30 protein-coding genes are annotated in these 22,525 nt (G+C 61.2%); 17 read left to right on the plus strand and 13 right to left on the minus strand.

The genetic code is table 11. The features are described 5' to 3' along the window. Positions 1–65 precede the first annotated feature (65 nt). Both QN222_RS02765 and QN222_RS02770 read left to right on the plus strand, forming a co-directional pair. Positions 66–596 carry a hypothetical protein gene (locus QN222_RS02765; protein WP_283965017.1) on the plus strand — a complete coding sequence of 177 codons (531 nt, stop codon included), beginning with the start codon at positions 66–68 and terminating at the stop codon, positions 594–596. 264 nt (positions 597–860) lie between these two features. After that, positions 861–1,271 carry a cupin domain-containing protein gene (locus QN222_RS02770; protein WP_283965016.1) on the plus strand — a complete coding sequence of 137 codons (411 nt, stop codon included), beginning with the start codon at positions 861–863 and terminating at the stop codon, positions 1,269–1,271. A gap of 105 nt (positions 1,272–1,376) precedes the next feature. On the opposite strand, the gene QN222_RS02775 is transcribed toward QN222_RS02770, so the two are convergent. Further along, the gene (locus tag QN222_RS02775; protein WP_284005212.1) at positions 1,377–2,204 is read right to left on the minus strand and encodes a dienelactone hydrolase family protein; all 828 of its coding nucleotides are present in this window, start codon (positions 2,202–2,204) and stop codon (positions 1,377–1,379) included. Between the two features lie 429 nt (positions 2,205–2,633). Here QN222_RS02775 and QN222_RS02780 point away from each other — a divergent pair, with 429 nt between their 5' ends. The 3 genes from QN222_RS02780 (at position 2,634) to QN222_RS02790 (ending at position 4,074) form a co-directional block, all read left to right on the plus strand. After that, positions 2,634–2,978: a hypothetical protein gene (locus tag QN222_RS02780; protein ID WP_283965747.1), complete on the plus strand. Its 345-nt coding sequence runs from the start codon at positions 2,634–2,636 to the stop codon at positions 2,976–2,978. 192 nt (positions 2,979–3,170) lie between these two features. Beyond that, the gene (locus QN222_RS02785) at positions 3,171–3,611 is read left to right on the plus strand and encodes a DUF411 domain-containing protein (protein ID WP_283965748.1); all 441 of its coding nucleotides are present in this window, start codon (positions 3,171–3,173) and stop codon (positions 3,609–3,611) included. Between the two features lie 250 nt (positions 3,612–3,861). Beyond that, positions 3,862–4,074: a GDCCVxC domain-containing (seleno)protein gene (locus QN222_RS02790; RefSeq protein ID WP_283965749.1), complete on the plus strand. Its 213-nt coding sequence runs from the start codon at positions 3,862–3,864 to the stop codon at positions 4,072–4,074. Positions 4,075–4,096: 22 nt separating this feature from the next. On the opposite strand, the gene QN222_RS02795 is transcribed toward QN222_RS02790, so the two are convergent. The 4 genes from QN222_RS02795 to QN222_RS02810 form a co-directional block, all read right to left on the minus strand. Then, positions 4,097–4,426 (minus strand): hypothetical protein, encoded by a 330-nt coding sequence (locus tag QN222_RS02795; RefSeq protein WP_283965750.1) that lies wholly within the window; start codon positions 4,424–4,426, stop codon positions 4,097–4,099. Positions 4,427–4,624: 198 nt separating this feature from the next. Continuing rightward, entirely contained in the window at positions 4,625–5,236 is a 612-nt protein-coding gene (locus QN222_RS02800) for a class I SAM-dependent methyltransferase (protein ID WP_283965751.1), read from the minus strand. Between the two features lie 136 nt (positions 5,237–5,372). Further along, positions 5,373–5,777, minus strand: a complete 405-nt coding sequence (locus QN222_RS02805; protein ID WP_283965752.1) for a VOC family protein — start codon at positions 5,775–5,777, stop codon at positions 5,373–5,375. A gap of 335 nt (positions 5,778–6,112) precedes the next feature. Next, positions 6,113–7,438, minus strand: coding sequence for an MFS transporter (locus tag QN222_RS02810; protein WP_283965753.1), 1,326 nt, complete (start codon positions 7,436–7,438; stop codon positions 6,113–6,115). A 350-nt stretch (positions 7,439–7,788) separates the two neighbouring features. Here QN222_RS02810 and QN222_RS02815 point away from each other — a divergent pair, with 350 nt between their 5' ends. From QN222_RS02815 to QN222_RS02825, 3 genes are all read left to right on the plus strand, one after another. After that, positions 7,789–8,259 carry a cupin domain-containing protein gene (locus QN222_RS02815; RefSeq protein ID WP_283965754.1) on the plus strand — a complete coding sequence of 157 codons (471 nt, stop codon included), beginning with the start codon at positions 7,789–7,791 and terminating at the stop codon, positions 8,257–8,259. A 252-nt stretch (positions 8,260–8,511) separates the two neighbouring features. Continuing rightward, entirely contained in the window at positions 8,512–8,901 is a 390-nt protein-coding gene (locus QN222_RS02820; protein WP_283965755.1) for an ester cyclase, read from the plus strand. Positions 8,902–9,245: 344 nt separating this feature from the next. Next, positions 9,246–9,662 (plus strand): DUF1801 domain-containing protein, encoded by a 417-nt coding sequence (locus tag QN222_RS02825; protein WP_283965756.1) that lies wholly within the window; start codon positions 9,246–9,248, stop codon positions 9,660–9,662. 82 nt (positions 9,663–9,744) lie between these two features. Here the strand turns inward: QN222_RS02825 and QN222_RS02830 are convergent, their stop codons facing one another. Then, positions 9,745–10,371, minus strand: coding sequence for a TetR/AcrR family transcriptional regulator (locus tag QN222_RS02830; RefSeq protein WP_284005214.1), 627 nt, complete (start codon positions 10,369–10,371; stop codon positions 9,745–9,747). A 107-nt stretch (positions 10,372–10,478) separates the two neighbouring features. Here QN222_RS02830 and QN222_RS02835 point away from each other — a divergent pair, with 107 nt between their 5' ends. Together QN222_RS02835 and QN222_RS02840 are read left to right on the plus strand one after the other, a co-directional pair. Continuing rightward, positions 10,479–11,117, plus strand: coding sequence for a glutathione S-transferase family protein (locus QN222_RS02835; protein WP_283964276.1), 639 nt, complete (start codon positions 10,479–10,481; stop codon positions 11,115–11,117). 20 nt (positions 11,118–11,137) lie between these two features. Then, a complete protein-coding gene (locus QN222_RS02840) occupies positions 11,138–11,539 on the plus strand; it encodes a nuclear transport factor 2 family protein (protein ID WP_283964277.1) in 402 nt (133 codons plus the stop codon). Between the two features lie 80 nt (positions 11,540–11,619). Here the strand turns inward: QN222_RS02840 and QN222_RS02845 are convergent, their stop codons facing one another. After that, positions 11,620–12,660 carry an NAD(P)H-binding protein gene (locus QN222_RS02845; RefSeq protein WP_283964278.1) on the minus strand — a complete coding sequence of 347 codons (1,041 nt, stop codon included), beginning with the start codon at positions 12,658–12,660 and terminating at the stop codon, positions 11,620–11,622. 101 nt (positions 12,661–12,761) lie between these two features. Between QN222_RS02845 and QN222_RS02850 the strand changes: the two genes are divergently transcribed. Then, a complete protein-coding gene (locus QN222_RS02850) occupies positions 12,762–13,355 on the plus strand; it encodes a helix-turn-helix domain-containing protein (protein ID WP_283964279.1) in 594 nt (197 codons plus the stop codon). Positions 13,356–13,388: 33 nt separating this feature from the next. Here QN222_RS02850 and QN222_RS02855 read toward each other — a convergent pair whose 3' ends face one another. Continuing rightward, complete coding sequence (locus QN222_RS02855) at positions 13,389–13,997, minus strand: LysE/ArgO family amino acid transporter (protein ID WP_283964280.1); 609 nt, start codon at positions 13,995–13,997, stop codon at positions 13,389–13,391. A gap of 100 nt (positions 13,998–14,097) precedes the next feature. Here QN222_RS02855 and QN222_RS02860 point away from each other — a divergent pair, with 100 nt between their 5' ends. After that, a complete protein-coding gene (locus QN222_RS02860; protein WP_283964281.1) occupies positions 14,098–14,997 on the plus strand; it encodes a LysR family transcriptional regulator ArgP in 900 nt (299 codons plus the stop codon). Between the two features lie 194 nt (positions 14,998–15,191). Here the strand turns inward: QN222_RS02860 and QN222_RS02865 are convergent, their stop codons facing one another. Then, positions 15,192–15,593, minus strand: coding sequence for a hypothetical protein (locus QN222_RS02865; RefSeq protein WP_283964282.1), 402 nt, complete (start codon positions 15,591–15,593; stop codon positions 15,192–15,194). A gap of 483 nt (positions 15,594–16,076) precedes the next feature. Next, positions 16,077–16,724 carry a TetR/AcrR family transcriptional regulator gene (locus tag QN222_RS02870; protein WP_283964283.1) on the minus strand — a complete coding sequence of 216 codons (648 nt, stop codon included), beginning with the start codon at positions 16,722–16,724 and terminating at the stop codon, positions 16,077–16,079. A 200-nt stretch (positions 16,725–16,924) separates the two neighbouring features. Between QN222_RS02870 and QN222_RS02875 the strand changes: the two genes are divergently transcribed. Then, positions 16,925–17,818 carry an NAD(P)/FAD-dependent oxidoreductase gene (locus tag QN222_RS02875; protein WP_136509800.1) on the plus strand — a complete coding sequence of 298 codons (894 nt, stop codon included), beginning with the start codon at positions 16,925–16,927 and terminating at the stop codon, positions 17,816–17,818. Between the two features lie 21 nt (positions 17,819–17,839). Beyond that, positions 17,840–18,313 (plus strand): isoprenylcysteine carboxylmethyltransferase family protein, encoded by a 474-nt coding sequence (locus QN222_RS02880; RefSeq protein WP_283964284.1) that lies wholly within the window; start codon positions 17,840–17,842, stop codon positions 18,311–18,313. Positions 18,314–18,684: 371 nt separating this feature from the next. Here the strand turns inward: QN222_RS02880 and QN222_RS02885 are convergent, their stop codons facing one another. After that, positions 18,685–19,233 carry a dihydrofolate reductase family protein gene (locus tag QN222_RS02885; RefSeq protein ID WP_283964285.1) on the minus strand — a complete coding sequence of 183 codons (549 nt, stop codon included), beginning with the start codon at positions 19,231–19,233 and terminating at the stop codon, positions 18,685–18,687. 282 nt (positions 19,234–19,515) lie between these two features. Next, positions 19,516–19,989 carry a VOC family protein gene (locus tag QN222_RS02890; protein WP_283964286.1) on the minus strand — a complete coding sequence of 158 codons (474 nt, stop codon included), beginning with the start codon at positions 19,987–19,989 and terminating at the stop codon, positions 19,516–19,518. 579 nt (positions 19,990–20,568) lie between these two features. On the opposite strand from QN222_RS02890, the gene QN222_RS02895 reads away from it, so the two are divergent. The 3 genes from QN222_RS02895 to QN222_RS02905 all read left to right on the plus strand — a co-directional run bounded on the left by QN222_RS02895 (position 20,569) and on the right by QN222_RS02905 (position 22,011). Then, positions 20,569–21,219: a glutathione S-transferase family protein gene (locus tag QN222_RS02895; protein ID WP_283964287.1), complete on the plus strand. Its 651-nt coding sequence runs from the start codon at positions 20,569–20,571 to the stop codon at positions 21,217–21,219. Between the two features lie 52 nt (positions 21,220–21,271). Continuing rightward, a complete protein-coding gene (locus tag QN222_RS02900; protein WP_283964288.1) occupies positions 21,272–21,655 on the plus strand; it encodes an SgcJ/EcaC family oxidoreductase in 384 nt (127 codons plus the stop codon). An 89-nt stretch (positions 21,656–21,744) separates the two neighbouring features. Further along, positions 21,745–22,011 (plus strand): DUF2277 domain-containing protein, encoded by a 267-nt coding sequence (locus QN222_RS02905; RefSeq protein WP_283964289.1) that lies wholly within the window; start codon positions 21,745–21,747, stop codon positions 22,009–22,011. Between the two features lie 39 nt (positions 22,012–22,050). Here QN222_RS02905 and QN222_RS02910 read toward each other — a convergent pair whose 3' ends face one another. Then, the gene (locus QN222_RS02910) at positions 22,051–22,242 is read right to left on the minus strand and encodes a DUF6494 family protein (RefSeq protein WP_283964290.1); all 192 of its coding nucleotides are present in this window, start codon (positions 22,240–22,242) and stop codon (positions 22,051–22,053) included. Positions 22,243–22,525: the final 283 nt, after the last annotated feature.

Consider the following 22,525-nt stretch of genomic DNA (forward strand, 5'->3'; position numbering starts at 1 on the left):
CTATCATGTCGGACATAGCCACCCAATGGCAAGCTCGGGCCGCCCAACAAAAATAGAGCAAGCACATGAAATTCCTGATTCCGGTATTCCTTGCCGTGGTTCTTCCCCTGCCGGCCGCGGCGCAGTCCGAACACGCCCATATGTCGCCCTATGCCGGAGAGCAGCAGCGCGAGATCAAGAGCCTCTCGCACGAGGACATCGCCGAGCTCAGGGCGGGCGGCGGCTGGGGACTGGCGAAGCCGGCCGAGCTCAACGGCGTGCCGGGACCATCGCATGTCCTCAAGATGAAGCGAGAGCTGGCTTTGACGGCGGACCAGGAGAGATCCGTGCAACGCATCTTCGAGGAGATGCAGAGCGAAGCCGTGGCCGAAGGCAAACACCTTCTCGCCGGTGAAGCGGCGCTGGACGCAGCCTTCCGCGATGGCGGGATCGAGCCGGACCACTTGCGAATGCTGCTTCGCCGGACCGAAGCGAGCCGGGCCAACCTGCGTTACGTCCATCTTTCAGCTCATTTGAAGATGGCTCGAGTGCTCACCAAGGATCAGGTGAAACGCTACAACGAGCTGCGCGGATACGGCGCCCATCCGCAGCCATAGTCAATGCTGCCGATGGCAGGTGACTCCGACGCTTCCTTCGCCGCGTCCCGCCGCCGCGTCGCTCCGCCGCAAACCAACGTATACCTAGTCTCCGGCCACCTATTCATTGATTAGATCGCAGTTGGAGCCCTACTGCATGTTTCCTTAAACCGTCGCCGATTTAAGGACAAAAACATGCAGCGGTTCAAAGTGCTACAGCGTCCTTTTGCGCGTCCAAAGCGACGCACGACGCTGTAGGTTCCGGCCATGTAGAGGAGACACCTGATGTTCAGGCCCATTGCTGCTGCCTTTTCCTTCGCATTGTTCGCGGCCGCGCCCGCCTTTGCCGACGAACCGTACAATGCCAAGATCACGACGATATTCGACCACAAGCTGCCCCATGTTCCGGGCAAGAGCATGCGGGGCGTCCTGGTGGAATACGGACCTGGCGGACACAACCCGTCGCATACGCACGCCAAGACCGCCTTTATTTCTGCGACCGTGATCCAGGGGCGCATCAAGAGCCAGGTCAATGGTGGCGAGGTCAAGATCTACAACACCGGCGAAAACTGGATTGAAGTTCCCGGCGACCACCATCAGGTCAGCGCCAATGCCAGCGACACAGAAGATGCCAAGATCCTGGCAGTCTTCGTCGTGGACACGGACGAAACCGAACTGACGATCCCCGACGATTGATCGGAAACCGGCATCTTGCCGCAGGCTCTGGGGTGCTTCTTGCGCTGTTCGGCAAAACCCCAGAGCGGTATATCGCCCGGGAATGGCGTAGTCATCAGGGCGTCCTTACGCAGTGGTCTCCTTCAGGAAATCCATTGTCCGCTCCCACGCGAGTTTCGCGGCGTCCTTGGAGTAGGTGGAGGAGACGGTGTCGTCCTCAAAGCCGTGTTTGGCACCCTCATAAATGAACGCTTGATAGCTGACCCCTGCCTTCTTCAAGGCTTCCTCGAAAGCACGCCGCTGCGGGTTAACCAGGCGGTCGTCGGCTGCGTAGTTGAGCAACAGGGGGGCGGCAATTTTCGCGACGTTTTCGAGTGGCGGGGCACGCCCGTAGAAAATCACCCCGCTCGTCAGCTCGTTCAATTGGAACATCATTCGGCCGAGGGCGCTGCCGCCCAGTCCGAATCCAATCGCCGCCACCTTGCCATTGCTCCGAGGTTGCCGTGTCAGCCAGCCCAGCGCCGAGCGGGTGTCGGCCAGCCATTCATCCCAGGTGGTCATGCCGACAACCTCGTGAGCAGGCATCGGCTCGGCCGGGGTCCCGCCGTAGCGCGAGGCATAGTCCGGTACTATCACGGCAAAGGATCCCGCTGCCGCCAGGCGCCGTGCGACGTCCTCGAAATGTGGCGTCAAGCCCAGCGCGTCATGGGCTACGATGATGCTGGTGAGCTGCCCCCTGTCGGTTTTCGGCACCGCCACGTAGCTCTGCAACCCGCCCGCGCCGTTGTCGATGGTTAGGAGCTGAACATGAACGCGAGGGTCGTCGGCAGCAACGGCAGGAGCGGCCACGGCCAAGTGAGGCAGCAGACCAATGCCGGCTGGCACCCCGCACAGGGCCAGCAGGATCGTGCGGCGGCTTATAAGGACGCCTTCATGCAAAACCTCGTTTCTCATGACTTCCTCCCCTTTTGTGGGAGTAACATTAGACGCCCGTTTCTTGGGTGCGGCCAGCGCTGAAGAGGCCAAGACTCACGCGGCTCTGCCGTGTCGATGATGCGAGGCATCGCGATCGCCGGTCCGACGCCGCCCTCGTTAATACCGCCCCGGCCGAGTACCTGTCCTCCGCCGAAGCCAGTGCGCGCTTTCGTCACGCAATATTGACAGGGCGCGCCTCTCCCGGACGTGTGCCGCGGCTTGTGTTTCACCGAATTCGGCGCAATTGTCTCTCCTGTCATGCAGCACTGGTCCGTCCGAAGGTTGCGTGCCTCCTGGAAGCGCAGAGCGCTTTTGGGACAACGGCATGCACCAAGACAAATCGTCAGCTTTCTCCTCGCGGTTTTCCTCGCCACGGGCATGGGCCTGTCTTTCGCGCAGGCGAGCGGCGTGGCCGCCAGAATGGCGACGATGCCTGAAATGGCCCAGTCGGACGCGGTCAAGTCGGACGCGGTCAAGTCGAACACCGTGAAGTCGGACACGGTCACATCCGATATGATCATGCCGGATACGGCTCAGCATGGCGACTGCCAGGATTGCCCGGACCAGCCGGACGGCATGAAGGCCATGGCCTGCGGCAATGTCTGTGCTGCCGCCGTCATCGCGCCGCTTCCTCTTGCGGCACTCGTGCCGGACGGCGAGGACCCGACTTCGATCCTCGCCCCCGATCTGTCTCTCGACGGCCGGACCCTGCCCCCCGATCCCGACCCGCCACGAACCTCCGACATCGGCTGATCCCCGGCCGTCGCTCCCCGACCGGCCGGGACGAGCGAACGCGCGCGTTCTTCGTGCCGACACGGTCTCTGAGCCGAGAACGTCGCCTTCGCCGCCGACCGGATGCTGCACGGCCTGTCATCGATCACGAGACGGCCGCGCGGCGCATGAAGCAAACGGAAGATACACAGATTTACCCCATGGAGAATTGAAATGAACCGCATGATCCGCCTCACGAGCCTCGCCGCTCTCATCGCCTTCGCCACGCCGGCACTCGCGCAGTCGCTGGACGCAACACTCTACAAGAGCCCGGAGTGCGGCTGCTGCGAGGGCTATGTCGCCTATCTCCGCGACAACGGCTTCAAGGTCGATGTGAAGGAAACCGACGAACTCGCCGCGATCAGCCACAAGGCCGGCGTGCCGGAAGACATGCAAGGCTGCCACACCACCTTCATCGACGGCTATGTCATCGACGGCCACGTGCCGATCAACGTCGTGCGCAAGCTCCTCAAGGAGAAGCCCGCGATCGCCGGCATCACGCTCCCGGGAATGCCGATGGGTTCTCCCGGCATGTCCGGCACCAAGACGGAAAAATTCGTGATCTATACCGTGCCGAAGGACGGCAAGGCGCCGGAAGTCTACGCGACCGAATGACAATCGCATGTTTCCTGGCGTACCGCGCTTCGTCGGTTGCGGTGCGGCAGGGCTTCTCCTCCGCCTCCTCATTCCTGTGCTTGTCACAGGGATGAGGCGGGTGGGTCACCGCTCAGAGAGATCAATAGACAGATCAAATGGCCTTCAGGGACCGAGGAGAAGCTCCCCGTACCGCAACCGACGAGACAGCAGTAGACTGCTGTCGTGTACTTTCAGAAGACGCGCGTAGATTGAAGCAAGTGGTACCGCGATGAATGCTGTCGTTCTCGAATCCGTGCTGACCTGCCCCGATTGCGGTTTCGCCCGGCGGGAAACCATGCCGACCGATGCCTGCCGGTACTTCTATGAATGCGCCAACTGCAAGACACTGCTGCGCCCCCGCCCCGGAGACTGTTGCGTGTTCTGTTCGTTCGGTTCGGTGAAGTGTCCGCCAGTCCAACAGCAGCTTCGATGCTGCGAGTAGGCTCAAGCCTGTTGCGGGACGGCTATACCGCGAACCGAAGAAGCCTCTTGGTTCCATAGAGCGCCCAACCAAGGCAATGGCCGAGAAAGTAGATCGTCAGAACCGTATAGGTGATCATCACCACGGTGACCGTCGTGCCGGCGTCCAGCCTGTCAAACGGCGATACCTGACGGAGCAGATCGGCCCACCAGCCAAGCTTCGGGCTCCATTCGCAGGCAACCCCGTCACAGGCCGAAACAATAAACGGCAGGGTCATTGCCGACCAGGCGAGGAAAACAAGGCCGGCGCTCTTCCAGTTGTAGCTGCGGCTGCGAAGCAGCCTGTGCACCTGCCGTCCCTTGGCAATAGTCATGGCAATAGCGGCCAGTATATAAATTGATATCTGCATCTCAGCGCCCAAGCCCACCCATGAAGAGCCACCATTAGCGGAGAGATGTTGCTGCGCGGTTCAGTCGAAAGGTAAATGGTTTATGACGAAGCATGTTCGTCTGGCCCGAAACCCGGCACTGAGCGTGTTGCCCCGGCAAGGAGTCACGGCCGGGATGTCCGGTCACTTCGGCCGTGCGCTGCCTTCGTACATGAAGGTCATCGGCTTCGGCCCGCGCATATAGCCGGTATCGACCCGGTCGATCCGAAAGCCGCCATCCTCTATCAGCGACCGGATCGGACGGTTGAGATTGCAGCCGCCGGTGATGCGCCGCCAGATCGGGTTGAGGCAATCCTGGCACCAGCGCACGCCGCGGTCGGGCGAGCGCCCATGCTCGACGAACAGCAGCCTGCCCCCGGATTTCAGCACGCGGCGCATTTCCGAAAGTGCCGTCGCCGCCCCGGGAATGGTGCACAGCGTCCAGGTCGTCACCACGGTGTCGACGCTCCCGTCATCGAGCGGGATCGCCTCGGCGGAGGCTTCGATGAAGTTGACCGGGATCGCGGAATGCGGGACGCGACGTGCCATGGCCGCGAGACTTTGCGAAGGCTCGAGCGCCAGGATTTCCCGGACCGCCGGACGGTAGTGCGGCAGGTTGAGGCCGGATCCGCTGCCGATCTCCAGCACCCGCCCTTCCGCCGCGCCGATCACCCGTTCGCGATAGGGAAGCAGGCGCTCGTTGCGCATGGAGCAATCGCAGAGTTTCGGCAGGATGACGTCGCTGTAGATGCCCATCATTCCCTCCCCGGCTACTGCATGTTGTCCGGAACTCGGTAGCAATTGCGCCCATCAACAGAATGGAGTGGGTCCGCCCGCCTTCAGCGGAGCAAACTACGCCGAGTTCACTATCGCAAACTTTCTTCGCGTTTGTTTATCGTGCTCCATTGATCTCTACGACATTCAAGTCGGGGTCGCGGAGATAGAGTTGCGGGAAACCGGCCAGGCCAGAGCGGGAGACCAGCAGGCATTTCGGATCGCCTTGCGGCAGTTCCTCCGTAAAGCCGAGGGTCTTCAGGCGCTGCATGACGCCCTCGAAATCATCGGTGCGGAAGGCAAAGTGCCAATCGTTGCGGTCGATCGCGGGGCTCTTGCGGAACGTCCCTTCGGGATGGACAACCAGATGCACCTGCAGGTCGCCACAGGCCAGCCAAGCGCCGGCTACAGGAAAATTCGGCCGCGGAATTTCCGTGAGCCCGAATACATCACGATAGAAAGGCAGCGATTTGCTTAGGTCAGCGGTGATGATCGATACATGGTGCAAGGCAAGCAGAGACATTCGTCTTCCCCTAAACCGCGAGCAGTCTTACGGATAACAAAAGCGCCTCTGAAACGCCAGTTGAGCTTTTGCTGGCACCCCGTCCGCCCTGCCGGGCATCTCCACAAGGCGAGAGATTGGCCGGGAGTGCCGTCCTCCCCGACAGCAAACACGCAAACGCCGAAATCGCCTAAAGCCGCGCGCACGGGATAGTTGGCGGAGCGGGACCGCGCTCCTTGCCGATCTCCCCCCTTGTGGGGGAGATCCACCACTCCTGCTCGAGCATCCTCCACACCCACGGCCCCAGCGCCGCACATCCCTTCAGACGCACGACGCCGTGCCATCACTCAGCGACTTCACCCTGCCCTTGGCTCAACCGGCTGCCATATGCTGACCTGCCGCGTCTCGGGCATCAGGATCAGGGCGAGCACGAAGCAGATGGCGGGAACGACGATTGGATAGATCAACGCGTAGCCGACGCTGCCCGTGGCCGCGAAAGCCGCCGAGGTGACGAAGGGCACCAGGCCGCCGCCCCAGCCGTTGCCGATGTGATAGGGCACCGACACCGACGTGTAGCGGATCCTGCCGGGGAAATATTCCGCCAGGAACGCGCCGACCGGCCCATAGACCATCCCGACGTAGCAGACGAGGATGAAGATGATGAAGATCGCGGTCGGATAGTTGATGTTGTCCGGCTGCGTCACCGTTCCAAGCCACAGATACAGCGGATAGTAGGTGATCGCGGCGAGCAACATGCCTCCGAGGATCACCGGCTTGCGGCCGACGATGTCGGAGAGCCATCCGAAGAGGATCAGGCTCGGCGTGGCAAGGAGCAGCGCTGCGCCGACGATGTAGGCCGAGCTCAGCGGGTCCACCTTGGAAACCTGCTGCAGGAAGTAGAGCGCCCAGAACTGGCCGCTGTACCAGACCACCCCCTGCCCGATCAGCACGATGGTGGCGATCCCGACATATTTGGCGTTGGCGCTCAGGAAGGCTTCCTTCCAGGGGTTCTGGGTCATCTGTCCCCTCGCCTTGATCTCCGCGAACACCGGTGTCTCCTGGAGCTGGAGCCGGATGTAGATGGCGATGGCGACCAGCAGGAACGACAGCAGGAACGGCACCCGCCACGCCCATGCCTCGAAGACCTCATTGCCGAAATAGGTGCGCGTGGCGATGACCACCGCCAACGACACGACGATCCCGAGCGTCGGAGAGGTCTGTAGCCAGCCGGTGTAGTAGCCGCGGCTTTCATCGGGCACATGCTCGGCGACATAGGTGATGGCGCCGCCATACTCCCCGCCAAGGCACAGGCCCTGGATCATCCTGAGGCCGAAGAGCAGGAATGCGGCAGTGAGGCCTATCGCCTCGTAGGTCGGGATCAGGCCGATCGCGCCGGTGCCGAGCCCCATGCCGCTCAGCGTAATCAGGAACGTGTATTTGCGGCCGACCCTGTCACCCATCCAGCCGAAGAGAAACGCCCCCAGCGGACGGATCAGGAAGCCTGCGGTAAACAGCGCAATGGTGCTCAGGAGCGCCGCGACCGGGTGCGATGGTTCGAAGAACTTGACCGACAGCACTGCGGCCAGGCTGCCGAAAATATAAAAATCATACCATTCGATGATGTTTCCCACCGACGCGGCGACAATCACGCGGCGGAAATCCGTCGGGACCTGTATAGCCATGTTTCTTCCTCCCGTTTCAACACATGGCCCCCAAAATTTTTCGAGCATCCTAACACAAATCAGGGCAAGTAAAAACCGGTCTTGCTTCGCGAAGGCGGTACGTCCCGAAGTAACGGCATCGTCATTGCAAAGCGTTACTTCGTCTATTAATGGCGCCGGTGCCGGCTTATGGAGAAGTCCAAAACCAACTTCCACGCTGGCCTACAGCGCCGCGCGTCTTATCAGACGCGCAAAGCACGCTGTAGCACTTTGAATTGCTGCGCATCCGGCGAACATCAAGATTAACCACCTCCCCGCGATATGCTATATAGACTGCAACCAACTGGGAGGGAGCCCAACTGGGGGGAGCCATGTCGACTTTCCGAAATGCAGTTGTCTCGTTGCCTGGCAAGGAACGCACGGCAAGAACGCCTTTCGGCGCAAAGGTTGTGATCCATGTCACGGCTGCAGAGACCGGAGGCGCGTTCGCGATGTGGGAAACCTTCACTCCGCCTGGCGGGGGCCCGGCTCCTCATACGCACACACGCGAGACCGAGGTCTTTCGCGTCATACGCGGTCTCTATCGCTTCCAATGCGGTGACGACGAGTTCGACGCCCCTCCGGGTGCCGTCGTCGTTCTGCCACCGCATGTGCCACACGCCTGGCGAAATATAAGCGGCGAGCCGGGCCAGATGTTCGGCACCGTCACGCCAGGTGGTTTCGAGCAGCTGTTCATCGACATCGAGGCTTCCGGTGCAGATACACCCGAGAAGATTGCGGCGATTGAAGCGCGTCTCGGGATCATCAACGACATGACGCTCGCCCTCGGGCTGAGGGCATGACCAACTTCCCTCGCCGATCGGCCTACGAGATCTTCTTTCTCAGCGGCGGGCAGAAGTGGGACGTGGATCCCGTCAGTCTGAAATTCATGATTCCGTCGAAGTTCGCAGACTATGTTTGGAACGGCTTCAGATAGACCTGCCGGCATGACCGGTCTCGGGTTCGAGCACCAGTACCGAAGAGGAGACTGACTTGCCGCCCGGATCACGCAAGCCAGCGAATTGCCCGGCGAACGAATGTGACGAGCAGCGGTGATGACAAGAGCCGAGCTTTCCGACCTCTACCGAGGCTACATTCAGTGCCTGAACGACCAGGATTGGCCGAACCTCGGCAACTTCGTTCGTGACGACGTTCACTACAACGGCAAGCGGATCGGACTCTCAGGCTATCGCAGGATGCTCGAGGGCGATTTCAACGCGATACCCGACCTCCACTTCGACATAGAGCTCCTGGTTTCCGAGCCGCCCCTGATCGCGAGCCGGCTGCGTTTCGACTGCACGCCGAAAGGCGTGCTGTTCGGCCTCCCCGTCAACGGCCGGAAGGTCCGGTTCGCGGAAAATGTCTTCTACGAATTTGTGGAGGGGCGGATCGAAAGGGTCTGGTCGGTCATCGACAAGGCTGCGATTGAGTCTCAACTGAAGTAGCGAAAAGTGTGTAACGATCTTCCGACGCAGACTCCCCTCCCTCATTCCTGTGCTTGTCACAGGAATCCAGCCACGGCGCGTCCGCGCCGTGATTGACTCCTTCTGGCAGCAGCGCAGATGCTGCAATAGCGACGCCTGCGTTGCGCGGAAGAGTCTTTTTAGCCCAAGGACTTGGGCTGGCTGGATTCCTGTGACAAGCACAGGAATGAGGTGGAAGGAGACGCCTTGCCGTAGCACAACCGACGCGCCAGTTGTTGGCCGCTGCCGTGTACTGTGGTTTCAATGAAACAAGTTCGCGTGAAGGCGCGAGGCGAACGACAACAACCACGAAGAAAGGCGACCCGATGGACGGAAAAGCAGAAGACTCTCCCTCTCGGCTGATCGATGCCAGAATCGACGAGCTTGGCGATTGGCGGGGCGAGACGCTCGCCCGGGTTCGGGCACTTATCCGGCAGGCCGATCCCGAAGTCATCGAGGAGTGGAAATGGCGAGGCGTTCCGGTGTGGTCGCATGCCGGCATCATCTGCACCGGCGAGACCTACAAGCAGGTCGTGAAGCTGACCTTCGCCAAGGGCGCTTCGCTGGAGGACCCGGAAAGCCTCTTCAACTCGAGCCTCGAAGGCAACACCCGCCGTGCCATCGATATCCGCGAGGGCGAGAAGATCGATGAAGGGGCGCTGAAGGCGCTGATCCGCGCCGCGGTGGCGCTGAACACGTCGGCAAAGGCCGCCCGTTCGCAGAAGAAACCGAAGAGCGCCTGATCTGTCTGCGCGATGGGCGCAGCCATGATGAGTTGAGACGGGATGCGGGCGGAAAACCGCATACACTTTTCCTCACCCCGCTCTATTCCGCACGTTCGCGGCGCATCTTCCCTGAGATCAGGTCGAGCGCCGCGCCGCTGAGCTTGTCGAGTGCTTCTCGCGGCTCGCCGGCGCGCGCTCGAACGGCGAGCGAATGCATGATGGCCGAGGCCACGGATGCCAGGCCGGCGGCGTCGGCTTCCGGGCCGAGCTCGCCATCGGCAATTGCCTTGCGGATCCGCTCCTCCAGGATGGTATTGAAAGCGGCGAGGCTCTCCTGCAGCACGCGACGGACGGCCGGGCGATGCACGGCCTCGACCGACGCGGTTCCGATAAGCAGGCACCCGCGTGCGGCGTCAGTCGTGGCCATGTAGACGTCCGTCGATTTGCGCAAGACCTCTGCCAATTCCGTCCTGAGCGGCAGCTTGCCGCTCAGGGTTTCTCTTAAAGCATCCACACCGGCGTCGCGGTAACGTTCGAGCGCTGCAAGATAAAGAGCCTCCTTGTCGCCGAATGCTCCGGCGAGGCTCGGCCGCGTCATCTGTGTTGCCGCGCTGAGGTCATCAAGCGATGTCGCGGCGAAACCAGCCGACCAGAAGAGATCGCTCGCCCGCTGAAGTGCCTGTTCCCGATCGTATTGCACCGGCCGCCCGCGTTTCGCATTGGTCATTTTTATTCGAACTCGCATAAAAATATTGACGTTCCCTGAATTATATGCGATCTCGTATAAATGTCGAGCAGCAGTCAGGCCCGACCTATTCGAGATTGGAGGAAGCCATGAAGCTCTATATCCAGCAGGCCGCCTGTTCCCTGTCGCCGCACATCGTCGCGCGGGAACTCGAACTTGATATCGACATCGTCGAAGTCGACCGCGGAACGCACAGGACCAGCGACGGAGAGGACTTTCTTAGCCTCAACCCGAACGGATACGTGCCGGTGCTTATGCTGGACGACGGCGAGATCCTTATGGAAGGCCCGGCTATCGTCCAGCATCTGGCCGACATGAAGCCGTCCGGCGGCCTCGCGCCTCGCGATGCCCGTGAACGCCGGCGCATCCAGTCGCTGTTGAACTTCGTCTCGAGCGAACTCCACAAGCCGATGGTCCAGATGTTCTATCCCGATTATGCCGCGGTGAAGGATGTGCTTCGAAAGCATGTCACGGCACGTCTCGACTGGATATCGACACAATTTGCCGGAGACTTTCTGACCGGCGACAGCTTAAGCGTCGCGGATGTCTATCTCTTCGTCTGCCTCAACTGGTCGCCGTGGCTGGACATCGATCTGTCGCGCTGGCCAGGGCTCGAGGCGTTCATGCGCCGCGTCGGCGCCCGTCCCGCGGTGCGTGAAGCGCTCCGGGCCGAGCGGCTCACCCACCGCGCCAATGGCGTGTTCTTCGTGCCGCGCGAAGCTGCGTGAAGCGGAACAGGGAGGTCATGATGACAAGCGATAGCTTCAAAGACCCGGCCAGCTTCAAAGATCCGGAAAGCCTACGGACCGCCGAAATTCTGGAGCGCTTCAACCGTGTGTTCCTGGACCACGACCCTGCTGCCCTGCAGGATCTCGTTGCCGATGATTGCATCATCGAAAACACCCAGCCGGCACCGGACGGCTCCCGCCATGAGGGCAAGGCAGACTGCATAGAGCTTTGGACGAAAATCGCCACGATGTCCGATGCTTACTTCGAAACCGAAAGCATCATCGCGCACGGCGATCGCGGGGAAATCCGCTGGCGGCTGATCTGGGGGCCGGAGCACCAGGATTCCGTGCGCGGCGTGAACCTCATGCATGTACGCAACGGCCGGATCGTGGAAGCCCAGGGATATGTGAAGGGCGGCTGACCTCCACATAACCAGCGAAACCAAAGTCACGTTCGGTCCCGCCTGTCAGAGAGAGACAGGCGGGATTTCTTTTGGGCGGGTTAGTCCTCCGCGACCGCCAACGACAGATGGTCCGGCGCGAGCGCGTTGAGATAGTCGCGGGCATCGAAAATCGCGCCCGGCGCCTGGGCGCCACTGCCCCGCGCCCTGCCGTCGAGAATGCGCTGGACGGCCTCTGAGATGAGCGGCGCCGAGAAGGCATAGATGTCTCGCCCCTCCGCGGCGATCCGCCGGATCTGCTCGCCCTTTCGCACGGTCGCCTCGACCAGGAAGATCTGCGCGGATCGACCGTTCTCGTCCGCGGGCTCGGGCGCTGGCGTCGCCGGGTCCCGGACGTCACTCAGCGCAGTGCGATTGAGATAGGTGCGGAGCTCGGATGAGCGCGTATGCCGCGCAATCACGACGATCTCCGAAAACGGCAGTTCGACGACCTTCTGCTGCCCGAACGGCTCCGGGAAATTCCAGTCCGCCTCGGCGGCCGGCTGAACCACCGGCACAAGCGCACCGTTGGCAACGATCATGCGCCGGGCCGTGTTCTTCGCGCCCGTTATTCGCGTGCCTTCCGTCGGGTGCCAGCTGTCGAGCGCAATCCCTACCCTGATCTCGTCGGCGCTGTCCCAGTCGCCCATGGCTGTCGTAACGAGCAGGTCGGCAAAGCCGCCGTAAAAGCCCATTGCCGGAACGAAGAGCACGCCGGCATCGCGCGCCGCCTTGTCGAATTTGTCGTAGATCGCCTGCGCGCTCGGCTGCTCGGCCGTCACGTCGAGATAGTGGATCCCCGCACGAAGCGCTGCGGAAGCGACCGCATCGGCGGTGTCGAGAAAGGGCCCGGCACAGTTGATGACCGCGGCCGCGCCCTTGAATGCCTGATCGAGCGATTCCGGGTCGTCTATCGAAGTACCCCGCACCTCGATGCCGCGATCCGCGAACTCGGCCAGCTTCGCCACGTTGCGTGCGACGGCGATCGGAGTGATGCCGCGGCGCAAGAGTTCCGAGACGACGAAACGTCCCGTATGCCCGGCAGCCCCGAATACGGCGACAGCCCGATCCTTCTCCGAAGTTCCTGATGAGTGAACAGTCATCGCCTTCCTCCACGCTACAGACCTGTTTGTTCTATCGCTACAAACAAGTCTGTAGCGTGTCAAGCAGGCTTGTGCTAGGTTACGAAAATCGGAGGTAAGCGATGGCGAAAAGCGCGGCTAGGGCGAATAACCAAGATGCTGTCGACGTGAGGGACAGGATCCTTGAAACGGCGTCGACGCTTTTTTACGCGCGCGGCGTGCGTGCCGTCGGAGTCGACCTCGTGGTCGAGGAGGCCGGCGTCGCCAAGACCAGCCTCTACCGGCATTTCGGCACGAAGGACGATCTCGTCGCCGCCTTCCTCGCACGCGAGGACCAGGATTTCTGGAGCACATGGGACCACGTGGCTGAAAAGCACGAGGATGACGCGCGGGCGGAGCTTGACGCGCATCTGGAGTGGATCGGCGAGCGGGTCGGACGGCCACACTATCGCGGTTGCCCGCAGATCAACGTTGCCGCGGAGTTCCCGGAGGCAGACCACCCGGCGCGGAAGGTCGCGGCAGCCCACAAGCTTGAAATGCGGCGCCGGCTGAAGGGGATCGCGGAGCGGCTCGGGGTCGGCCGCCCGGACGAGCTTGCCGGTCAGCTCGCATTGCTGATCAACGGCGCATTCGTCAGCTCGCAGGTTCTTGAAGCAGGCGAAGCCATTCCGCTCCTGCGGCGAACCGCGGACGCGCTGATTGCCGCCGCTGGGTAAAAAGAAAGGTCGCAGCCACCTTTCGCTACGGCATTACATCCCGCTCAACAGCCTGTAGGCGATCATCCACATGACGGCGGCGATCACGAGATCCAGCACCCGCCATGCCGAGGGCCGCGAGAATATCGGGCGCAGCCACTTGGCGCCGTAGCCAAGCGCAAAGAAGAACAGGAACGAAGCCGACATCGCGCCGGCGGCGAACAGCATTTCCTGCCCCGGAAAGCGGGTCGCAATGGTGCCGAGAAGCACGACCGTATCCAGGTAGACATGCGGATTGAGCCAGGTGAGCGCCAGGCAGGTCGCAAACGTCGGCCAGAACCGCGAAGAGACTTCTTCTCCGACCGTCAGGGCTCCGGAAGATCGAATGGCGGAACGGAGGCTTTTTGCGCCGTACCAGATGAGGAAGGCGGCTCCCCCAAATCGCATGGCCGGATCGAGCCAGGGCAGCATCGCCGCAATCTGCCGGAGGCTGGTAACGCCGAGAAGGATCAGGATGGCATCGGACACGCCGCATGTAAGGCACACGGCGAATACATGCTCGCGCCGCAAGCCCTGGCGCAGAACGAAGGCGTTCTGCGCACCGATTGCGACGATCAGGCTCAAGCCCATCATCAGGCCAGTCATATAAATTGGAAGGTTCATGCTGACGAAATGCTCCGTGAACGAGTCGGCATTTCTCTAGCGGGCGCCACGAAGTTAGTATAATTAAATCAGGTAAACCAGATTAAGAAGAACTAACGAGATGCTCGATTATCCCGCGCTTCACGCCGTTGCAACCGTCGTCCAGACCGGCAGCTTCGAAAAGGCGGCCGCCGCGTTGAACGTGACGCCCTCGGCCGTCTCGCAGCGGGTGAAGCAGCTGGAAGAACGCCTCGGCGTGGTTTTGATCGTCCGGGGAAACCCGTGCACGGCCACCGAGAAGGGAGCGTGGCTCTGCCGCCACATGGAGAATGTCGGCATGCTGGAAGGCGAGTTGATGGAGCATCTGCCGTCGCTTGCCGATCCCGACAAGCCGCGCGAGCAAGTAACGCTGCACATTGCGACCAATGCCGACAGCCTCGGAACCTGGTTCCTGCCAGCCATATCGAATTTCTCCAGGAAATCCCGCTATCTGCTGAACCTTGCCATCGACGACCAGGATCATACAGCCGAATGGCTGCAACGCGGTCGCGTGCTCGCGGCTGTCACCAGCCTCGAGAAGCCGATCTCGGGTTGTCGGCGCACGTCACTCGGAGCGCTCCGCTATCATGCGACGGCAAGCCCCGAGTTCATGGCCAAATACTTCGCCGACGGCGTCACGGCCGAGGCGATCGGGCGCGCGCCCGCCTTGACCTTCAACCAGAAAGACAGGCTGCAAAGCCGCTGGATCCGCCAGGCTCTCGGCCAGGAGCTTGCCCATCCCACCCATTGGCTGCCATCGACGCAGAGTTTCCTCGATGCGAGCCTCGCCGGCATGGGCTGGTGCATGAACCCTGCCCTCCTCGCCGCGGAGCACCTGGCTTCCGGGCGGCTCGTCGAACTCATCCCGGATACCCCGCTCGACGTGCCGCTGTTCTGGCAGATCAACCGCCTCGCCGCCGACCGGCTGACGGACCTGACGCGCGAAGTGGTCGCAACGGCGAAGTCGCGACTGCTTGGGTGAGCGCCTTTGGCCCGAAGTGGACCTCGCACGTCAGGAGGCTGAGGTCCGCATTCGGTGGAATCCGGAAGTCGAGCGGCTGGGGAACTGAAGGGCACAATGCGCCAGAGCGGACATTGCGGATGTGCTCAATAGCTGGAAATCTGCTGCGCTGTTGCGTCTACGGCACTTTCAAGTACCCATACGGGCGCGCGCGTTTAGCCGCTCAAAAACTCTGGGCGGCAATAATCCTGCATAAAATCGAGCTGGCAAGCAAACCATGCGAATGTGGCTCCCGTCGCGACGAACACGAGCGATAGCAGCGCCAGCAACACCGCTGCGATGATAGCGAGGGATGCGCCAAATATGCTCCTGGTCTGGAGAAAGTGAACGACAAGTCCGATTGGACCTGTGAGTGCGACAAGCCATCTGAGCCAATTGGAAATTGAACGGCCGCGCTTCATGGCGTCCAACTGCGCCCACCACAGCATAATAAACGTCATGACCATGGCGTTTACCAAGTTCGTCACATAGCCAGCGCCCACCGGTGTAAGCGGCGTGAGAAAACCCCAAATGATACAATAACTATAGAGGGCGAGGAGCGCTGGATTGACGTACATGCAATAAAAAATACCTTTTTGAGGCGCTGTGAAAGTTGATCGGCTATGGGTCGCGTTTTATCGGAGGGAGGAAAAAGAGAGCGCACCTGTTCAGCAGGCTCTGAGGTTAGTAGCAAAGCAGGCCGGTTCAACCAATCGGGGAAAATACAATTTTCCGCAAGGGCTGTACGAGCTTCTTCAAAAAATCGTTTAAGGGCCAACTTAGCAAGGACGGCGCTGAGGAAAACGTAGAAAAGCTACCCGCCGCGTTGAGAAATGGCGGCCTCTCCTAAAGTTACTGGAGTCCGCATTGCGCCCCATTTCCGCCATTCAGACCACCGTTGCAGCTTCCCGAAAGCTGACGGTCTGCTAAGCCGGCACTAAGGCCTCGAATGGGGTGGTAGCGGTTACGCCGCCTGTCACAGGTCCTGGAACTCCGCCCAAGGCGTTGATGTCAATGCGGGCATCCAAAATATCAAGTACTCCTTCGCGGCCTCGTCTAGGCTATCCGCCCGCGTGGTCGCTGCCACCGTGCGCGGCGATGAACATGGCGACGGCCGACCGGCAATAGGATTCGATCTCGTTATCGTCCTCTGCTCTCGCCTCATCGAAGCGTGCGACAATCAGGAGATCGGAGCCTTTGAAAAGTGCGGCAAACAAGCGGGCGGACCGGAGAGGATCGGGCACGTTCAAAGCCGCCTTCGCGTCCAACTGACGCAACAGGGCCTCGATTTGGGCGGTGATATGGGCGGGGCCGGCTTCGTAATGGATCTTGCTCAACGACTTTTGGTTCGGCGTGTCGGCCATGACCATGGCTTCGACGTTGCGGACGTCCGGGCGCAACAGCGTGCGAAGCAGCGATGATCCCACCGCCATGAGCTGATCTTCGGCCGAGCCGTCGACGCCTTCAAAAAGGGCCTGTGGTATTAACTGCTGGCAGCGGGCCGCAAAGGCCGCTCCAAACAGCGCCTCTTTGTTCTCGAAGTGCCTGTAGATGCTGAGCTTGGATATCTTCGCTCGCTGGGCGACCTTGTCCAATGTCGTCGCTTGAAAGCCCAATTCCGCAAAGAGTTCGCCCGCGGCGTCGACTATGGTTTGGCCGAGCGCCTCATTGGCGGGCCGGCCTCTCCTGCCTCGACTATTTTCGCTCACGATAATTACAGTCCTTGACAGTATCGTTATTCGTGAATTACGATACTACGCAGTCTCGGAAATTCCAAGAGGTGATTTTATCGTGTCCTCCAGATCAGGTTTGCCTTGGCCGCAAGGCGATATCCAATGCGCATCGCTGGACGATATTGCGCGCCAGGCACAGCCTAAGTCCCTCCATCAGCAATACGGAGCCCATCACCATGGATGACGTCATCATCGTCGGCGGCAGCTTTGCCGGTCTCGCCGCCGCCCTGCAGCTCGGCCGTGCCCGTCGGAAGGTCACCGTTCTCGATACAGGCCTGCCGCGCAACCGCTTCGCCGGCCACTCGCATGGCCTGCTCGGCCACGATCACAAGCCACCGCCGGATATCCTAGCCGAGGCGCGGCGGCAGTTGGCGCGTTATCCTGCGATCAATTTGGTCAATGCCCGGGCTGACAGCGTTTCCGGCGCTCTCGACGATTTCTCTGTCGTCACCGGCGGTGGCGAACGCCTTGCGGCGCGCCGCCTGATCCTGAGCTATGGCATCACCGATCAGATGCCCGATGTGCCGGGCTTTGCCGAAAGCTGGGGCACGTCCATCGTGCCCTGTCCCTATTGCGATGGCTTTGAAGTCGCAGGCCAACATTGGGGCCTCGTCTGGTCCGGCCCGCAGTCACACAACCAGGTCAGGCTGTTCCACGATTGGACCGACAGGTTGACGGTCTTCGCCGATGGTCACGACATTCCGCCCGATACCCGGGCCGATCTGGAGCGTCGCAACACACCCATCGTCGACGGCCGGATCACTGAAATCACCCGTCATGGGGGCCATAACCCCACCCTCAAGCTCAATGTCGGCCCCGATGTCGCCGTCGACATTCTGTTCGCGCATCCGCGCAACAAGCCGTCCGCAAGCCTGCATGAATCACTGGGTCTCGCCACGGTCGATACGCCCCTCGGCATCGTCCTCAAGGTCGACGAGCGCCGCGAAACCAGCATGCCCGGCATCTACGCCGCCGGCGACCTCGCCAACCCCCTCATGGCCTCGGTCACCACGGCATCATGGCAAGGCGCGATGGCGGGTATCTTCGCCCAGCAGTCGATGCTGGTTTGAGAGCACAGATTGGAGATGAGCATGGCCGTCGAACCGGACAGCGCGGGTGTGCGCTTCCCTCCGCCCTTCGTCTATCTGGGAGCGCTGCTGTTGGGGCTGGCGGCGGAGCGGTTCGTCACCCTGCGCTCTTTCGGCATCGACTGGCGGTTGCTGGTCGCGACGGGCGCGCTGCTGTTCGTTGCCGGCGCGGCGATGATGCTTTTGGCGGCGGGGCTGTTCCGACGGCTGGGCACCAACATTCCGCCGTCGCAGCCAACGACCCTCATCGCAACAACCGGTCCTTATCGGTGGACCCGCAATCCCATGTATCTCGGCATGGCGCTTATCTATGCCGGGCTTGCGATCGGCTTCGACGGGCCGATCGCCTTCGCCTTGCTCCCGTTGGTGCTGATCGCGATCCAGACGCAGGTGATTGCCCGCGAGGAGCGCTATCTCGAAGCGAAGTTCGGCGACGACTACCGCAGCTACAAGGCCGAGGTTCGCCGCTGGCTCTGACTATTTGGTCACCGCTTGCCGCCACAAATGAGCCGTCGACGCACCGCACGCCGATGTCTGCTTTCGAGAAGCGGTAACCAAGAGCGGACAGACCGCCACCGGCCCCAAAGTGGACGTTCAATGCTCGATCAGAAAATCAGGGAACGGTTCACTGCCTGCTGCACGTCTCCTTAAATCGACTTCGAGGAGATATGCAGCAATTCAAAGTGCGTCAGCAGGTCGTCTTCAATCGGACTCTCGCGGAAATGGGCACTGGCCGCCTACAGCGTCGCGCGTCTTGTCAGACGCGCAAAGGACGCTGTAGCACTTTGAATTGCTGCATGTTCTTGTCCTTTAATCGGCTACGATTAAAGGCGACATGCAGTGGTCGTTCAGTCGCGCGGCACATAGATCAAGTGAACAGTATCGTCATCGATCAATGTGCTCGACACCAGTTGCAGCGGAGGCCTGGCCTCGTGAAAGAAAGGCTTGCCTCTGCCAAGCACGAACGGCCGTACGTGAAGGTGATATTCCTCGATCAGGCCCAGCTTGGTCATAAGGCCGGCCAGTTCCGGACCGGAAACGCTGATGGTGCCGTCTGTGCGGGCAATGATCTCGCGAATCTGCGTTTCAATATCGCCGGAGATGAGCGCGGCGTTCGGGCCGACCTCCGAAAGCGTGCGTGAAACGACCCACTTGGGCAACGCCCGCCAGAGTGCCGCGAACTCTCGCAGCGAAGCATCCCACTCCGCGTGATCATCGTCCCAGTAGCGCATGACCTCGTACATCCGCCGGCCATACACGGCGCCGGCATGGTTGCGAATTGTCTCGATCCAGTAGTCAAAATGCTTCTGGCTTGGCGCAGGCATGACCAGATTTCCGCCAAGATCGTCGACATAGCCATCGATCGAGACGTTCATTCCCAGGATAAGTTTGCCCATGACCGGCCCTTTCTCACAGCGGATCTACAGATTTCCGGTGCCTTCCAGCGCCGCGCGTCCTTGGACGCCAAAATACACGACAGCCCGGTGCTGCGCATTGTCGGTCGTGGTGCCACACCGCTCTCCTCGATCCTTGTTCCTGTGCTTGTCAAAGGAATCCGGCCAGCCAAGTCTCGGCGGGAATGTCCGATCCTCGGGCGCAAGGCGGCCGCATTCCTTGCAGTCGAGCGCCTGCTTCGGGCCGCCAGCCGCCTGGCCGCAATTCGCGCAGGCGATGAAGCGTCAGCCGCGCCGTGCCGCCTCGATCGCGGCGACGTCGATTTTCCCCATGTCCATCATGGCATCGAACGCGCGCTTTGCCTCGGCGCCACCGGCCGCCATCGCTTCAGTCAGCACGCGCGGCGTGATCTGCCAGGAAATCCCCCACTTGTCCTTGCACCAGCCGCACGCGCTCTCCTGGCCGCCGTTGCCGACGATGGCATTCCAGTAGCGGTCGGTCTCCTCCTGATCGTCGGTGGCGATCTGGAACGAGAAGGCTTCGTTATGCTTGAACATCGGCCCCCCATTGAGACCGAGGCAGGAAACGCCCGCAACCGTGAATTCGACCGTCAGCACGTCGCCCTCCTTGCCGGACGGGTAGTCGCTGGGTGCACGGTGCACGGCAGTCACCCTGCTGTCGGGAAAGACCTGTGCGTAGAAGCGAGCGGCATCCTCGGCGTCCTTGTCGAACCAGAGGCAAATCGTATTCTTCGACATTTCCGTGTTCCTTTCGCTTTGAAGCAGCTACCCTGCGAAATAGGCAGCGAACCGTTATTCTCCACCCCGGACGTGGCTGTGTCGCCTACTGCATGTCTCCTTAAATCGACCTCGGTTTAAGGACAAAGACATGCAGCAATTCGAAGTGCTACAGCGACCTTTCCGCGTCTGATAAGACGCGCGGCGCTGTAGTCGCCCCCTGAGGACGGATGAAGCGATCGGTTCCCGACAGGGCGGAGGTGAAATGCTGAAAAGTTTTGCAACGCGTCGGACTCTCACACTCCCCCGGCGTCGCAAATGTGTGGCGGTGTTATCGGGACCGTTCAGTCAAGGCAGCAGAAGCGTCCATCGCACGTGGGCGATCCGCCGACGCCGATAACTTTGACGTCGCCGTCCGCGAGGATTATCTCGAGCATGCGGTGTCGGAATCTCGTTTAGCCAGTCGTCTTCAAGATGGACATGCTACTGCATGTCTCCTTAAATCGACCTCGATTTAAGGACAAAGACATCAGCAATTCAAAGTACTACAGCGACCTTTGCGCGTCCGATAAGACGCGCGGCGCTGTAGGGAGAACAGCGATGACCATCACAATTACCGCCTTTGAACGGTCGCCCGACCGCGGCAAGGGTTTGGCGCGCGACATGCGCGTTCGCTGGGCGCTCGAAGAAGTGGGCCAGCCTTACGAGGTTCGTCTTCTCTCGTTCAAGGCGATGAAGGAAGCCGCCCATCTCGCGCTTCAACCTTTCGGCCAGATTCCGACCTACGAAGAAGGTGATCTCGCCCTGTTCGAGTCGGGGGCGATCGTGCTCCATATCGGGGAGCGCCATGGCGGCCTGCTGCCGGACGATGCGAATGCCCGGGCACGCGCGATCACGTGGATGTTCGCCGCGCTCAACACGGTGGAGCCGCCGATCTTCGACCGCGCCCTCGCCACGATCCTCGAGCGCGACGAGCCCTGGTACGATCAGCGCCTGCGTTTCCTCGAGGACAGCATCCGCAAACGGCTGGCTCACCTTTCCCGCCGCCTTGGCGATGCCGATTGGCTCGACGGCGCCTTCAGCGCCGGTGACCTTCTGATGGTGTCGGTGCTGCTCAGGCTGAAGGGATCGGATATGCTGGACGAACATCCGAACCTTTCCGCCTATGTCGCCCGCGGCGAGGCGCGGCCGGCATACAAGCGCGCTTTCGACGCTCAACTGGCAGTTTTCACCGCCGCATCGACCGGCTGACAAGCTCGGCTCCGGGCTAGGAATTTAAGGAAACATGCAGCAGGAGGTTTGTATGACGGAGGACGAACGAGCGATCCGAAAGGTGGTTGAGACCTGGATGGCCGCGAGCAAAGCCGCCGATCTCGAAACCGTCCTTTCTTTGATGGCCGACGATGTGATCTTCATGGTCCCCGGCCAAGAGCCATTCGGTAGGCAGGCATTCGCTGAGGCCTCGAAAGGAATGGCAGGCATGCGGATGGAGGGCACTTGCGAAATTGTGGAGCTCCAGGTGCTCGGTGATTGGGCATTCATCCGCAGCCACATCGACATGGTGGCCACCCCGCCCGAGGGCGACGGCATCCATCGATCGGGATACACGCTGACGCTGTTACGCAAGGAAGCCGATGGCCAATGGCGGCTGGCGCGGGATGCGAACCTTCTCACCGCAAGAAACTGAGATCAGGCCGGCCTTGGGTCGAGAGCAGAACTGGCCGTTCCATTGGGCCCCATCACGCCGAGAACGAGAGAGATAACCGGGAGCAAGCCATGTGCAGAAACATCAAACCCCTGTTCAATTTCGATCCGCCGGCGACGGACGAGGAAATTCATGATGCGGCGTTGCAGTTCGTGCGCAAACTGAGCGGAACGACCAGACCGTCGAAGCGGAATGAAGCGGCGTTCGATCGCGCGGTGCATTCGATCGCGCATTGCGCCCGCGAACTCATCGATTCGCTGGAGACATCGCAACCGCCCCGCGACCGTGAGGAGGAAGCCGCGAAGGCACGCGCGAGAAGCGCAGCCCGGTTCGCGTGAGCTGCTTGCGGTTCTGCGCCCCGCCGAGCTTCGCCTGCCCTATGGAAGTTCGATCTCGCCGTCCACCACGTGGTTGAGGCCGGTGCCTTCCGCCGTCAGCGTCATGCGGACCTTCAACTTCTTGCCGCCGGTCTGCCCTTCGCGCACGGTCTCCTCGATCTTGCGCTGCGACGTGACGCCGACTTCCTTCAGGAATTTGCGGATCGACATGTTGAAGGCGTCTTCACTCATGGCGGAACTCCTCTCTATCCGGAAGGGATTGTAAGGGAAGGCAAGCGGTCAAGGAAGGAGCACGCACCGTGCGACAGAAAAAGACCCCGAGCCGGGAGGAGGCCTCGGGGTCTCTTGATCGGCCCCTTGGGAGGAGGAGCGGAACCGATCGGTTGGCTCGCGCAGCGGGAGGGGTACTGCGCGCTGTCAATCTGAAGATAGTTCATGCCCCATCATCGAATAGTTCCCTGGGTAACATCGCAGGCTTGCGCCTGTAATGGGCGATTTCTTACGTTCTCTCAAA

It is taken from the genome of Sinorhizobium sp. 6-70 (genome assembly GCF_030124375.1).
GTDB lineage: Bacteria > Pseudomonadota > Alphaproteobacteria > Rhizobiales > Rhizobiaceae > Sinorhizobium.

Bases quoted from the DNA above. Each gene is read 5' to 3' on its own strand.
- QN222_RS02850 (WP_283964279.1), top strand. From the start codon at position 12,762: ATGGCGAAAAGCGCGGCTAGGGCGAATAACCAAGATGCTGTCGACGTG.
- QN222_RS02785 (WP_283965748.1), top strand. From the start codon at position 3,171: ATGAACCGCATGATCCGCCTCACGAGCCTCGCCGCTCTCATCGCCTTC.
- QN222_RS02810 (WP_283965753.1), bottom strand. From the start codon at position 7,438: ATGGCTATACAGGTCCCGACGGATTTCCGCCGCGTGATTGTCGCCGCG.
- QN222_RS02825 (WP_283965756.1), top strand. From the start codon at position 9,246: ATGGACGGAAAAGCAGAAGACTCTCCCTCTCGGCTGATCGATGCCAGA.
- QN222_RS02835 (WP_283964276.1), top strand. From the start codon at position 10,479: ATGAAGCTCTATATCCAGCAGGCCGCCTGTTCCCTGTCGCCGCACATC.
- QN222_RS02910 (WP_283964290.1), bottom strand. From the start codon at position 22,242: ATGAGTGAAGACGCCTTCAACATGTCGATCCGCAAATTCCTGAAGGAA.
- QN222_RS02830 (WP_284005214.1), bottom strand. From the start codon at position 10,371: ATGACCAATGCGAAACGCGGGCGGCCGGTGCAATACGATCGGGAACAG.
- QN222_RS02875 (WP_136509800.1), top strand. From the start codon at position 16,925: ATGGATGACGTCATCATCGTCGGCGGCAGCTTTGCCGGTCTCGCCGCC.
- QN222_RS02795 (WP_283965750.1), bottom strand. From the start codon at position 4,426: ATGACTATTGCCAAGGGACGGCAGGTGCACAGGCTGCTTCGCAGCCGC.
- QN222_RS02805 (WP_283965752.1), bottom strand. From the start codon at position 5,777: ATGTCTCTGCTTGCCTTGCACCATGTATCGATCATCACCGCTGACCTA.
- QN222_RS02770 (WP_283965016.1), top strand. From the start codon at position 861: ATGTTCAGGCCCATTGCTGCTGCCTTTTCCTTCGCATTGTTCGCGGCC.
- QN222_RS02865 (WP_283964282.1), bottom strand. From the start codon at position 15,593: ATGTACGTCAATCCAGCGCTCCTCGCCCTCTATAGTTATTGTATCATT.
- QN222_RS02840 (WP_283964277.1), top strand. From the start codon at position 11,138: ATGACAAGCGATAGCTTCAAAGACCCGGCCAGCTTCAAAGATCCGGAA.
- QN222_RS02800 (WP_283965751.1), bottom strand. From the start codon at position 5,236: ATGGGCATCTACAGCGACGTCATCCTGCCGAAACTCTGCGATTGCTCC.
- QN222_RS02855 (WP_283964280.1), bottom strand. From the start codon at position 13,997: ATGAACCTTCCAATTTATATGACTGGCCTGATGATGGGCTTGAGCCTG.
- QN222_RS02815 (WP_283965754.1), top strand. From the start codon at position 7,789: ATGTCGACTTTCCGAAATGCAGTTGTCTCGTTGCCTGGCAAGGAACGC.
- QN222_RS02880 (WP_283964284.1), top strand. From the start codon at position 17,840: ATGGCCGTCGAACCGGACAGCGCGGGTGTGCGCTTCCCTCCGCCCTTC.
- QN222_RS02885 (WP_283964285.1), bottom strand. From the start codon at position 19,233: ATGGGCAAACTTATCCTGGGAATGAACGTCTCGATCGATGGCTATGTC.
- QN222_RS02895 (WP_283964287.1), top strand. From the start codon at position 20,569: ATGACCATCACAATTACCGCCTTTGAACGGTCGCCCGACCGCGGCAAG.
- QN222_RS02900 (WP_283964288.1), top strand. From the start codon at position 21,272: ATGACGGAGGACGAACGAGCGATCCGAAAGGTGGTTGAGACCTGGATG.
- QN222_RS02860 (WP_283964281.1), top strand. From the start codon at position 14,098: ATGCTCGATTATCCCGCGCTTCACGCCGTTGCAACCGTCGTCCAGACC.
- QN222_RS02775 (WP_284005212.1), bottom strand. From the start codon at position 2,204: ATGAGAAACGAGGTTTTGCATGAAGGCGTCCTTATAAGCCGCCGCACG.
- QN222_RS02820 (WP_283965755.1), top strand. From the start codon at position 8,512: ATGACAAGAGCCGAGCTTTCCGACCTCTACCGAGGCTACATTCAGTGC.
- QN222_RS02905 (WP_283964289.1), top strand. From the start codon at position 21,745: ATGTGCAGAAACATCAAACCCCTGTTCAATTTCGATCCGCCGGCGACG.
- QN222_RS02790 (WP_283965749.1), top strand. From the start codon at position 3,862: ATGAATGCTGTCGTTCTCGAATCCGTGCTGACCTGCCCCGATTGCGGT.
- QN222_RS02765 (WP_283965017.1), top strand. From the start codon at position 66: ATGAAATTCCTGATTCCGGTATTCCTTGCCGTGGTTCTTCCCCTGCCG.
- QN222_RS02845 (WP_283964278.1), bottom strand. From the start codon at position 12,660: ATGACTGTTCACTCATCAGGAACTTCGGAGAAGGATCGGGCTGTCGCC.
- QN222_RS02890 (WP_283964286.1), bottom strand. From the start codon at position 19,989: ATGTCGAAGAATACGATTTGCCTCTGGTTCGACAAGGACGCCGAGGAT.